The organism is Escherichia sp. MOD1-EC6021, from assembly GCF_002965245.1.
GTDB lineage: Bacteria > Pseudomonadota > Gammaproteobacteria > Enterobacterales > Enterobacteriaceae > Escherichia > Escherichia coli_F.
Window position 1 is genome coordinate 19,233 of the sequence record NZ_PTRU01000009.1, and the last position, 12,227, is coordinate 31,459.

Annotated in this window: 13 protein-coding genes; 6 read left to right on the forward strand and 7 right to left on the reverse strand. The window is 51.7% G+C overall.

The genetic code is table 11. The features are described 5' to 3' along the window. Window positions 1–3: 3 nt before the first annotated feature. From pabA to ppiA, 4 genes are all read right to left on the reverse strand, one after another. Window positions 4–567, reverse strand: a complete 564-nt coding sequence (gene pabA / locus BEB54_RS12220; RefSeq protein WP_000601871.1) for an aminodeoxychorismate synthase component 2 — start codon at window positions 565–567, stop codon at window positions 4–6. A 31-nt stretch (window positions 568–598) separates the two neighbouring features. Further along, window positions 599–1,201: a putative adenosine monophosphate-protein transferase Fic gene (locus BEB54_RS12225; RefSeq protein ID WP_039020599.1), complete on the reverse strand. Its 603-nt coding sequence runs from the start codon at window positions 1,199–1,201 to the stop codon at window positions 599–601. Then, window positions 1,191–1,358, reverse strand: coding sequence for a YhfG family protein (locus BEB54_RS12230; protein ID WP_000736860.1), 168 nt, complete (start codon window positions 1,356–1,358; stop codon window positions 1,191–1,193). Before BEB54_RS12230 ends, BEB54_RS12225 begins: the two co-directional genes overlap by 11 nt. A 104-nt stretch (window positions 1,359–1,462) precedes the next feature. After that, window positions 1,463–2,035, reverse strand: a complete 573-nt coding sequence (ppiA, locus tag BEB54_RS12235) for a peptidylprolyl isomerase A (protein WP_000477225.1) — start codon at window positions 2,033–2,035, stop codon at window positions 1,463–1,465. 270 nt (window positions 2,036–2,305) lie between these two features. Between ppiA and tsgA the strand changes: the two genes are divergently transcribed. The 6 genes from tsgA (at window position 2,306) to BEB54_RS12265 (ending at window position 9,354) form a co-directional block, all read left to right on the forward strand. After that, window positions 2,306–3,487, forward strand: coding sequence for an MFS transporter TsgA (tsgA, locus tag BEB54_RS12240; RefSeq protein ID WP_039020600.1), 1,182 nt, complete (start codon window positions 2,306–2,308; stop codon window positions 3,485–3,487). 261 nt (window positions 3,488–3,748) lie between these two features. Further along, a complete protein-coding gene (gene nirB, locus BEB54_RS12245) occupies window positions 3,749–6,292 on the forward strand; it encodes an NADPH-nitrite reductase large subunit (RefSeq protein ID WP_000049213.1) in 2,544 nt (847 codons plus the stop codon). Beyond that, entirely contained in the window at window positions 6,289–6,615 is a 327-nt protein-coding gene (nirD, locus tag BEB54_RS12250) for a nitrite reductase small subunit NirD (protein WP_000084764.1), read from the forward strand. The genes nirB and nirD overlap by 4 nt, the downstream gene beginning before the upstream one ends. A 126-nt stretch (window positions 6,616–6,741) precedes the next feature. Further along, window positions 6,742–7,548 (forward strand): nitrite transporter NirC, encoded by an 807-nt coding sequence (gene nirC / locus BEB54_RS12255; RefSeq protein ID WP_000493563.1) that lies wholly within the window; start codon window positions 6,742–6,744, stop codon window positions 7,546–7,548. A gap of 18 nt (window positions 7,549–7,566) precedes the next feature. After that, the gene (gene cysG / locus BEB54_RS12260; RefSeq protein ID WP_039020601.1) at window positions 7,567–8,940 is read left to right on the forward strand and encodes a siroheme synthase CysG; all 1,374 of its coding nucleotides are present in this window, start codon (window positions 7,567–7,569) and stop codon (window positions 8,938–8,940) included. Window positions 8,941–9,186: 246 nt separating this feature from the next. Next, a complete protein-coding gene (locus tag BEB54_RS12265) occupies window positions 9,187–9,354 on the forward strand; it encodes a YhfL family protein (RefSeq protein ID WP_001031834.1) in 168 nt (55 codons plus the stop codon). Between the two features lie 104 nt (window positions 9,355–9,458). On the opposite strand, the gene BEB54_RS12270 is transcribed toward BEB54_RS12265, so the two are convergent. Genes BEB54_RS12270 through BEB54_RS12280 form a run of 3 tightly spaced genes read right to left on the reverse strand, consistent with a single transcriptional unit; the run spans window position 9,459 to window position 12,225 of the window. Next, window positions 9,459–10,544 carry an aminotransferase class I/II-fold pyridoxal phosphate-dependent enzyme gene (locus tag BEB54_RS12270; protein ID WP_039020602.1) on the reverse strand — a complete coding sequence of 362 codons (1,086 nt, stop codon included), beginning with the start codon at window positions 10,542–10,544 and terminating at the stop codon, window positions 9,459–9,461. An 11-nt stretch (window positions 10,545–10,555) separates the two neighbouring features. Further along, window positions 10,556–11,860, reverse strand: a complete 1,305-nt coding sequence (locus BEB54_RS12275; protein WP_000366882.1) for a YhfT family protein — start codon at window positions 11,858–11,860, stop codon at window positions 10,556–10,558. 11 nt (window positions 11,861–11,871) lie between these two features. Continuing rightward, complete coding sequence (locus tag BEB54_RS12280; RefSeq protein WP_000719728.1) at window positions 11,872–12,225, reverse strand: DUF2620 domain-containing protein; 354 nt, start codon at window positions 12,223–12,225, stop codon at window positions 11,872–11,874. Between the last annotated feature and the right edge of the window lie 2 nt (window positions 12,226–12,227).

Below are 12,227 nucleotides of genomic sequence, written 5' to 3' on the forward strand. Positions count from 1 at the left end.
AAATCAGCGCTCCAGGAAATTAGCCAGCAGTTGATGCCCTTGTTCGCTGAGAATACTTTCTGGATGGAACTGCACGCCTTCCAGATCCCACTGGCGATGACGAATCCCCATAATCTCGCGGGTTTCGCTCCAGGCCGTCACTTCAAAGCACTCCGGTAATGAGTCAGGCTCCACCACCAGCGAATGGTAGCGTGTCACGGTGAGTGGATTTGCCAGCCCCTTAAATACGCCCTCACCGTTATGTGTGATCGGCGAGGTTTTGCCGTGCATCACCTTTGCGGCGCGCACAACTTTGCCACCAAAAGCCTGCGCCATTGCCTGATGACCGAGGCAGACGCCAAGAATCGGCAAACTGCCGGCGTAGTGGCGAATAACGTCAAGGGAGATCCCTGCATCGTCCGGCGTACAGGGTCCAGGTGAGATAACAATTTTCTGCGGTTTGAGTGTGTCGATATCCGCCAACGTTAACGCATCGTTGCGCTTAACCAACACGTCGGCCCCCAGTTCACAAAAGTACTGGTAGAGGTTCCAGGTGAAAGAATCGTAGTTATCAATAAGCAGGATCATGGCGGCTCCGGTACGAAAGAACCGCGCTATTTTACTCAGATTCCCCGGCTTCGCTTACCACTTTGCTAAATATCGTCTGCAGCGCAGTGAGATCCCCCATTGCCCCACTCTGATTTGCCTGATTCCAGGCCTCTTTTTCGATACCCTGCCAGCTCAGTTGATAACCAGCATGAATCGCCAGTTGCTCGAAGAAGATACGCTGTGCCAGACCACTTCCCGCACGGAAGGGATGCAGGACGTTAATTTCACAATAGTAGTGTGCCAGCCGCTCGACGAACTTCGCTTTCTCCAGGCCAACCAGATACCCTTCTTCCTCCAGATCCTGCATCAGGGCATTGCCCTCTTTTTCGATATAAGCAAAGTGGCAGAACGGCGTATCACCCTGATAAATATCAACTTCACGCAGTTGCCCCGCCCAGTCGAAAATATCCTGATACAGCTGGCGATGGATAGTGCGCAAATGCGGTAAACCGCGCACCAGCGGACCAAGCTCAATGGTCGCAGCACGCAGCGCCGTCATTTCGTAAGCGGCCTGTTCCAGCCGCTGTTGCTGGCGGATGTTCAGCCGGTTACGCATGATATCAAGGCCAGGATAAAGATACGGATCGCGCCCTTCGCCGAATTTATCGCTCATAGTGCCTCCTCAGCTCTTCAAGGCGCGCTAAAGCCTCTGCGGCAGTAAGAGTAACTAAAGGCATCTCGACGCCTTCAAGACGGCGACTGGCCTGGAAATTACGATTACGCTGAAGCTCCCAGAGACGGGACTTTTGCTTATCGGTGAGTTTCTTCACTTGATGCCTCCCTGAACGTGTCCATTTGCCACAAGTATAAGCGGCAAATCCGGGTTACGCCGGGAGAGCAGAAGCGCGGGCAAGATTGCCCGCGCGAGAAATCATTACGGCAGGACTTTAGCGGAAAGGATAACTACCGGTTTTGACGGCACATTCTGGTACGGACCAACATCATGAGTCGGCACCTGGGAAATCTTATCGGCAACGTCCATGCCTTTCACCACTTTACCAAATACCGCGTAACCGAAATCACGCTGACCATGGTCAAGGAAGGCGTTATCGGCAACGTTGATAAAGAACTGGCTGGTGGCGCTGTCTTTGTCAGCGGTACGCGCCATCGCGATGGTGCCACGCGTGTTGCGCAGGCCGTTATCGGCTTCATTTTTGATTGGCGGGTTTGGTTTTTTCTGCTGCATCTGCTCGGTGAAACCGCCGCCCTGAATCATAAAGCCAGGAATGACGCGGTGAAAGGTTGTGTTGTTATAAAAACCGCTGTTCACATAATCGACAAAGTTTTGCACAGATACTGGCGCTTTTTGTTTATCCAGCTCCAGTTCGATGTTACCAGCTGAGGTTGTCAACAATACGTGCGGGTCCCCTTTCGCTGCCATTGCTGCGGGAGAAAGAGCAGAAAGAGCGAAAACAGCAGCCATCGCCGCCAGGGTCGATTTGAACATGAGATTTCCTTAACAAACAGAGCAGAAAAAAAGCAAGTGAAGAGATTCTAAATAGCCTTCAAGAACAAGGCCATCCCTTTACCTAATTTTACGTATCTGAAATATATGTAACCTGACGATCACTTTTTATTCCGTGATCAAAATCACCTCTTAAAATGCAATTTAGCAACCGATTGCAATAAAATATTTAAACAGATCACAAAATCACCTAAAATCGCCCGCTCGCGGCATATCCCGCTATGCCATTTTATTTTTGAACGCAGGCCAATCATGACTAACAGCAATCGCATCAAGCTCACATGGATTAGCTTTCTCTCCTACGCACTGACGGGTGCGTTGGTTATTGTCACCGGGATGGTGATGGGAAATATCGCCGATTATTTCAATCTGCCTGTTTCCAGTATGAGTAACACCTTCACCTTCCTCAATGCTGGCATTTTAATCTCTATCTTCCTCAATGCCTGGCTGATGGAAATCGTCCCGTTAAAAACGCAGTTACGTTTTGGCTTTCTCCTGATGATGCTGGCGGTTGCTGGTTTGATGTTTAGCCACAGCCTGGCGCTTTTCTCGGCAGCGATGTTCATTCTCGGGGTGGTCAGCGGTATCACTATGTCGATTGGTACATTCCTGATAACACAAATGTATGAAGGGCGTCAGCGCGGTTCTCGCCTGTTATTTACCGACTCCTTCTTCAGTATGGCAGGGATGATTTTCCCAATGATCGCCGCGTTTCTGCTGGCGCGCAGCATTGAGTGGTACTGGGTTTATGCCTGCATCGGGCTGGTTTACGTCGCTATTTTTATTCTGACCTTCGGCTGTGAGTTTCCGGCACTGGGCAAACATGCGCCAAAAACGGACGCTCCGGTAGCGAAAGAAAAATGGGGCATCGGCGTACTGTTTCTCTCAATTGCAGCGCTGTGCTACATCCTCGGTCAGTTAGGTTTTATCTCCTGGGTGCCGGAGTATGCCAAAGGCCTGGGCATGAGCCTGAACGACGCTGGCACGCTGGTGAGTAACTTCTGGATGTCATATATGGTCGGCATGTGGGCGTTCAGCTTTATTCTTCGCTTCTTTGATTTGCAACGTATCCTGACCGTACTGGCTGGTCTGGCTGCGATTCTGATGTACGTCTTTAACACCGGAACACCGGCACATATGGCGTGGTCAATTCTCGCCCTGGGCTTCTTCTCCAGCGCGATCTATACCACCATCATCACCCTGGGTTCACAGCAAACCAAAGTACCGTCACCAAAACTGGTTAACTTTGTCCTGACCTGCGGGACCATCGGTACCATGCTGACCTTTGTCGTTACCGGCCCGATTGTTGAACATAGCGGTCCAAAGGCGGCGCTGCTGACGGCAAACGGTCTGTACGCTGTCGTCTTTGTGATGTGCTTCCTGTTAGGTTTCGTCAGCCGTCACCGTCAGCATAACACCCTGACCTCTCATTAATTGCTCATGCCGGGCGGCGCTATCGTCGTCCGGCCTTTTCCTCACTTACCCCGCTACGTACGTCTATTTCTATAAACCCTTTCATTTTGTCTATTTTTTGCACACGAATGAAATATCAGACAATTCCGTGACTTAAGAAAATTTATACAAATCAGCAATATACCTCTTAAGGAGTATATAAAGGTGAATTTGATTTACATCAATAAGCGGGGTTGCTGAATCGTTAAGGTAGGCGGTAATAGAAAAGAAATCGAGGCAAAAATGAGCAAAGTCAGACTCGCAATTATCGGTAACGGTATGGTCGGCCATCGCTTTATCGAAGATCTTCTTGATAAATCTGATGCGGCCAACTTTGATATTACCGTTTTCTGTGAAGAACCGCGCATCGCTTATGACCGCGTACACCTCTCGTCTTACTTCTCTCACCACACCGCCGAAGAGCTGTCGCTGGTGCGCGAAGGCTTTTACGAAAAACACGGTATTAAAGTTCTGGTCGGCGAACGCGCTATCACCATCAACCGTCAGGAGAAGGTGATTCACTCCAGCGCCGGACGTACCGTTTTTTATGACAAGCTGATCATGGCGACCGGTTCCTATCCGTGGATCCCGCCAATCAAAGGTTCTGATACTCAGGACTGCTTTGTCTATCGCACCATTGAAGACCTCAACGCCATTGAATCCTGCGCCCGTCGCAGTAAGCGCGGTGCCGTTGTTGGCGGCGGCCTGTTAGGTCTGGAAGCCGCTGGCGCGCTGAAAAACTTAGGCATTGAAACCCACGTTATCGAATTTGCCCCTATGCTGATGGCGGAACAGCTTGATCAGATGGGCGGCGAGCAATTGCGTCGCAAAATCGAAAGCATGGGTGTACGCGTTCACACCAGCAAAAACACTCTTGAGATTGTGCAGGAAGGTGTCGAAGCGCGTAAAACCATGCGTTTTGCCGACGGCAGCGAACTGGAAGTCGACTTTATCGTCTTCTCTACCGGTATCCGTCCGCGCGATAAGCTGGCAACCCAGTGTGGTCTGGACGTTGCTCCTCGTGGGGGTATCGTCATTAATGATTCCTGCCAGACTTCCGATCCAGATATCTACGCCATCGGTGAATGCGCAAGCTGGAACAACCGTGTATTTGGTCTGGTAGCACCTGGCTACAAAATGGCGCAGGTCGCCGTTGACCATATTCTCGGTAGCGAAAACGCCTTTGAAGGTGCTGACCTTAGCGCCAAGCTGAAACTGCTGGGCGTAGACGTAGGCGGTATTGGCGATGCTCACGGTCGCACGCCTGGCGCACGTAGCTACGTTTACCTCGACGAAAGTAAAGAGATCTACAAACGCCTGATTGTCAGCGAAGACAACAAAACCCTGCTCGGTGCAGTACTGGTGGGTGATACCAGCGACTACGGTAACCTGCTGCAACTGGTGCTGAACGCAATCGAGCTGCCGGAAAACCCGGATTCTCTGATTCTGCCGGCGCACTCAGGTAGCGGCAAGCCGTCTATCGGTGTTGATAAACTGCCGGACAGCGCGCAAATCTGCTCCTGCTTTGACGTCACCAAAGGCGATCTGATTGCTGCCATCAACAAAGGCTGCCACACCGTTGCGGCGCTGAAAGCCGAAACCAAAGCGGGTACTGGCTGCGGTGGCTGTATCCCGCTGGTCACTCAGGTACTGAACGCGGAACTGGCAAAACAGGGTATCGAAGTTAACAATAACCTGTGCGAACACTTTGCTTATTCACGTCAGGAACTGTTCCATTTGATCCGCGTTGAAGGCATTAAAACCTTCGAAGAACTGCTGGCGAAACACGGTAAAGGCTACGGTTGTGAGGTTTGTAAACCAACCGTCGGTTCACTGCTGGCCTCCTGCTGGAACGAATACATTCTGAAGCCGGAACATACTCCGCTACAGGATTCTAACGACAACTTCCTCGCTAACATCCAGAAAGACGGCACCTACTCGGTGATCCCGCGTTCTCCGGGTGGTGAAATCACCCCAGAAGGACTGATGGCAGTGGGTCGTATCGCGCGTGAATTTAATCTCTACACCAAAATCACCGGCTCCCAGCGTCTGGCGATGTTTGGCGCACAGAAAGACGATCTGCCGGAGATCTGGCGTCAGCTGATTGAAGCAGGTTTCGAAACCGGTCATGCCTATGCGAAAGCACTGCGTATGGCGAAAACCTGCGTGGGTAGCACCTGGTGCCGCTACGGCGTTGGCGACAGCGTCGGCCTCGGCGTGGAACTGGAAAACCGCTACAAAGGCATCCGTACGCCGCACAAAATGAAGTTCGGTGTCTCCGGCTGTACCCGTGAATGTTCAGAAGCGCAAGGTAAAGATGTGGGTATTATCGCCACTGAAAAAGGCTGGAACCTGTATGTGTGCGGTAACGGCGGCATGAAACCGCGTCATGCGGATCTGCTGGCAGCGGATATCGATCGCGAAACGCTGATCAAATATCTTGACCGCTTCATGATGTTCTACATCCGTACTGCCGACAAACTGACGCGTACCGCACCGTGGTTAGAAAACCTCGAAGGCGGCATTGATTACCTGAAAGCGGTGATCATTGACGACAAACTGGGGCTGAACGCACATCTGGAAGAAGAGATGGCGCGCCTGCGTGAAGCGGTAGTGTGTGAGTGGACTGAAACGGTCAATACACCGTCTGCGCAGACTCGCTTCAAACACTTCATCAACAGCGATAAGCGTGACCCGAACGTGCAGATGGTGCCAGAGCGCGAACAGCACCGTCCGGCAACGCCGTATGAACGTATCCCGGTAACTCTAGTGGAGGACAACGCATGAGCCAGTGGAAAGACATCTGCAAAATTGATGACATCCTGCCTGAAACCGGCGTCTGCGCGCTGTTAGGTGACGAGCAGGTAGCGATTTTCCGCCCGTATCACAGCGACCAGGTGTTTGCGATCAGCAACATCGATCCGTTCTTCGAATCCAGCGTGCTGTCACGCGGGCTGATTGCGGAACACCAGGGCGAGCTGTGGGTCGCCAGTCCGCTGAAAAAACAGCGTTTTCGCTTAAGCGACGGTTTATGCATGGAAGATGAACAGTTTTCCGTCAAGCATTACGAGGCACGAGTGAAAGACGGCGTGGTACAGCTACGCGGTTAATTGTTTTAACGGGAGGCGCAATGCCTCCCCTTTTTGCATTGTCCTGTAATGACCTTAAGTATATTGCAGGACATTTTTTAAACTTTTTGTTTTATTTTTTGTTTTTATTTTTTAAAGGATAATCAAATGTTTACAGACACTATTAATAAGTGTGCGGCTAACGCTGCGCGCATTGCACGCCTGTCGGCAAATAACCCGCTCGGCTTCTGGGTAAGCTCCGCGATGGCGGGCGCGTATGTGGGGCTGGGGATCATCCTGATTTTCACGCTCGGTAATTTGCTCGATCCGTCCGTACGTCCTCTGGTGATGGGCGCGACCTTTGGTATCGCCTTAACGCTGGTGATTATCGCCGGTTCTGAACTGTTCACCGGGCACACCATGTTCCTCACCTTTGGGGTGAAAGCGGGCACCATTAGCCACGGGCAAATGTGGGCAATCCTGCCGCAAACATGGCTGGGTAACCTGGTCGGTTCCGTCTTTGTTGCCATGCTTTATAGCTGGGGCGGTGGTAGCCTTTTGCCAGTAGATACCAGTATTGTTCACTCCGTCGCGCTGGCTAAAACCACCGCACCGGCAATGGTACTGTTCTTCAAAGGCGCATTGTGTAACTGGCTGGTTTGTCTGGCAATCTGGATGGCACTGCGTACTGAAGGCGCGGCGAAATTTATCGCAATCTGGTGGTGTCTGCTGGCGTTTATTGCGTCCGGTTACGAGCACTCCATCGCTAACATGACGCTGTTCGCGCTCTCATGGTTCGGCAACCACAGCGAAGCCTACACGCTGGCGGGTATTGGTCATAACCTGCTGTGGGTGACGCTGGGTAATACTTTATCGGGTGCCGTATTCATGGGATTGGGTTATTGGTATGCTACGCCGAAAGCTAATCGTCCGGTTGCGGACAAATTTAATCAAACTGAAACGGCTGCCGGTTAATTATTAAGGGGTTTTTACGTGGATCATTTGCCTATATTTTGCCAATTACGCGACCGCGACTGTTTGATTGTCGGCGGTGGTGATGTCGCGGAACGCAAAGCAAGGTTGCTGTTAGACGCAGGTGCTCGCTTAATGGTGAATGCATTAGCGTTTATTCCACAGTTCACCGCATGGGCAGATGCAGGCATGTTAACCCTCGTCGAAGGGCCATTTGATGAAAGCCTTCTCGACACCTGCTGGCTGGCAATTGCGGCGACGGATGATGACGCGCTTAATCAGCGCGTCAGCGAAGCCGCTGAAGCTCGTCGCATCTTCTGTAACGTGGTCGATGCGCCGAAAGCCGCCAGCTTTATTATGCCGTCGATTATTGACCGCTCACCGCTCATGGTCGCGGTCTCCTCTGGCGGCACCTCTCCGGTTCTGGCGCGCCTGTTGCGCGAAAAACTTGAATCACTGCTGCCGCTGCATCTCGGTCAGGTGGCAAAATATGCAGGGCAGTTACGCGGTCGGGTCAAACAACAGTTCGCCACGATGGGTGAACGTCGCCGTTTCTGGGAAAAACTGTTCGTTAATGATCGCCTGGCGCAGTCGCTGGCGAACAATGATCAGAAAGCCATTACCGAAACGACCGAACAGTTAATCAATGAACCGCTCGATCATCGCGGTGAAGTGGTGCTGGTTGGCGCAGGTCCGGGCGATGCCGGTCTGCTGACGCTGAAAGGTCTGCAACAAATTCAGCAGGCAGATGTGGTGGTCTACGACCGTCTGGTTTCAGACGATATTATGAATCTGGTACGCCGCGATGCTGATCGCGTTTTCGTCGGCAAACGCGCGGGATACCACTGCGTACCGCAGGAAGAGATTAACCAGATCCTGCTGCGGGAAGCGCAAAAAGGCAAACGCGTGGTGCGGCTGAAAGGCGGCGATCCGTTTATTTTTGGCCGTGGTGGCGAAGAGCTGGAAACACTGTGCAATGCAGGCATTCCGTTCTCGGTGGTTCCAGGTATTACCGCAGCTTCTGGTTGCTCTGCCTATTCGGGTATTCCGCTCACGCATCGCGATTATGCTCAGAGCGTGCGCTTAATCACCGGACACTTAAAAACCGGTGGCGAGCTGGACTGGGAAAACCTGGCAGCCGAAAAACAGACGCTGGTGTTCTATATGGGGCTTAATCAGGCCGCGACCATTCAGCAAAAACTGATTGAACACGGAATGCCTTGCGAAATGCCGGTGGCGATTGTCGAAAACGGTACGGCGGTAACGCAACGCGTGATTGACGGTACACTCTCGCAGCTGGGCGAGCTGGCGCAGCAAATGAACAGTCCCTCATTAATTATTATTGGTCGGGTCGTTGGCCTGCGCGATAAATTGAACTGGTTCTCTAACCATTAATTTTACCCGGGCCAGATAATTCTGGCCCTCTTTATCACTCTTTTTATATATTCAGCAAATAAAGCATACCCTCTTAATAAATATCATTTGCTAATGGATTATATTCACCGTTACAGCGACTTACAAAATTAAGTCATTCACTCACTGACGCCAATTAAATATTCCTGTATCGTTCTTTATGAGCAGTCCGCTTATATTCATATAATCAATGAATATTAATTAATATATAATACATAGGGAATGTAAATGAACAAATTTATTAAAGTTGCACTGGTAGGTGCAGTACTGGCTACGTTAACTGCATGTACTGGTCATATTGAAAACCGTGATAAGAACTGCTCTTACGACTACCTGCTGCACCCGGCAATTTCTATTTCTAAAATCATTGGCGGTTGCGGTCCTACTGCACAGTAAGTCTCTGACAGAAATCGGCTAACACCGATTTAATGAGCTAACGCCCTCTGAATTTTCCGAGGGCGTATTTTTCTCCATCCTCTGCGAAAACATCGTTCCCAGAATTAAACGCTGGCAATACTCTCGCGCAAAATCCGCAATACCGTCTCATCACCGCTGCGATTCGGGTTAATGCGAATTGCACAATGTTCTAATTGCGGATTCGCCTGACGAAACGTTCCGGAAAGTCGATAAAAGAGCGGCGGGATTTCATATTTCGACTCTGCACCCACCGGGTAAGGCAAGGCACCGCGCTTTTGCGCCTCTTCCAGCACTCTGGCGGCAATCGGCTGATGAAACTCGACAATCAACACCTTCGACTGCGCATTAGCAATAACGGCGCTTTTAACTTCCGCCACCGCGCCACCGTTGAGCAAGGCCAGCAACCGTTCAGATACCCCCGCCTGCACCGCGTGCATCACTGGCGCAAACACCAGACCACGCAATACTTCCAGCGCCTGTGCGCCCTGGATCTGACTGCCGCCGGAATAGAGCGTGGCGCGGATCCGGTTAATAACATCGGCATCACCTACCACTGCGCCAACACCCTCTGGTCCAAACAGCTTGAAACAGGAGAATGTCGAAACATTCGCGCCGCATTCGCAGCCAATTCGAGCCACCTTCATCACCGCATAATTGTCATCGGTTAACGCAGGAACGCCAGCCGAACGCAATGTTGCCAGCACATCTGCCAGCACATAGCTGTCCTGCGGCTGTTGGCGCGTATGCTGCACCAGCGCGGCATCTGGTTGTTGCTCGTCGACGACCTGCTTCAGTGCCGACAGGTCATTAAAATCAGCAGTGATAAGCGTCAGCCCCATCTGCGCAATAATGACCTGAGTCGTCGGGTAAACCGGCGCGTCATGCACCAGAAGACGCTGCCCCGGTTTGAGCAAAGCTGCCAGCGCCGCACGAATCGCTCCAGTACCTGCGCCCTGTACCAGCGCCGCCGCTGGCGCATGAAACGCATCAGCCAGCACCTGCTCCACACGCTGAGTAATGCGCGGTTGATTCAGCCCCGGCGTTAAGCCTAAATCCCCGCGGGTAAGAAACTCCGCGCCGGGAAAATGGCGGCAAATCGTATCCACCAACGCAAACTGCTTTTGCTGCGCTTCAATAAGCGTCAGGCTTTGCAAAGGAAACATCTTCATAGGTGCCTTCCTTAAGCCGGAACGAACAGACCAAGCCAGTAAAGAACATTCAGCAGGATGCCGGTGATCATTACGGCTACGACCGGTGCCGCCATTTTCTGTACCGGACGGCCCAGGGATTCGTTGAGGAAGTAAATGGCAACCGCGATGGAGAATCCGGTATAGCCCGCCATTTTAATTGCTGCGAAAATAGAACCGACCAGCAGAGCCACTTCCATCAGCATATTCATGGCGTTACGGATGTTATCCGACGCATTACGTACCGATGGGTAGCGTCCCAGCCATTTGCCGATCGAACGAAGTAACAGGACTTCTGCCGAAATAACCACTGCGCCTAATACCGCCGCAACCATCGGATTCGGCGAGAGATAGCCCACCGCATAAACAAAGGTAAAGCCCGCAACGGCATACACACCTGTTGCTAACGCGGTGGTGGCAATCAACGGCACAAAGCCCAGCCCGCGCATAAATTCCGCCAGCGCCGCCTGGTTGATCAGCGTTTGTGATTGTTCCGGCGTTACACCTGCGGAATATGCTTTCTCCAGGGTGAAGATCGACACTTCACTACCAGCAAAAATCTTCATGCTGGCAACGGCGGCAATCAGCGCCCCTACGATGGCGATATAGGGTAAATTTTTGATAATCCTCGACGTACGTTCTTCAAACACCGACATACCGCTGGCATCGATGTCATTTTCATCACGATGACGCAGGTCGTGAGTTATCGCGATCCCCAGCAGCATCACCATGCCAATAAAGATTTCGATGGATTCCGGATTGAGATGCGGGAAATAGCGCACTACCACCACACGGGTCATCAACACTACCACGGCGGCGATCAGACTTTGCTTCCAGCCAAACTGGTAGAAAATCGCCACCAACGGGAACAGTGCAAAAGCTGAAACCACTGGCGAGCTTAATTCCCCCAGACTACCTAATACATCCACCGGTAGCGCGGTCAGCAGCTGGTTTACCGGCAGCAGGCAGGTGAGGATCAGTACGCCCCAGAGTGCACCAAGGCCAAACGCCATCAGGCTGTTTATCGCCAGGACACCGAGGATATCGGTAGGAAGAAAGAGTAACCATGCGTTGAGCAACCCGGTTTTCAGGGTAAAAGAGATCCCCACCGAGGCCACAAAACCAATGCTCAGACCAAAAGCGATACTCCCCGCCTCGCGACGGTTCATATAGCCTTCAATCAGTTGCGGCAGGATCGGGCGGATACCGTCATGAAAAACAGCCGCCGAGCGATGCGCCAGAAGCGATGTCATACCCGTCAGGCACGCCACCACGATAATCTGAATATACAGATCCATAGTCGTGCCTTTTATTTCAGATGGTTAATCAGCATCGGAATCGCATGTTCGACATGCTCAACGGAAAGCCCAAACGCCACTTTCCCTTCGGCGATCATTTTGGCGATATGCTCGTCTTTCGCTTTAATGCCCGGCTTGGCAATGGTGCAACTTTTGTTATAGCCAATCACCGCGATGGCAATCGACAATGCTGCGCCCGCACCGGTATTACACGCGCCGATGTAGTAATCCAGTTGCCCGGATTTCACCTTCATCGCCGCTTCCATGTCGTTATGAATGAAAACTTCAAAACAGCCAGGAGCCGTCGCTTCAATGGTTTTTTTAATCTGCTCACGCTGTAAGCCTGCAACACCAATCTTTTTCATGA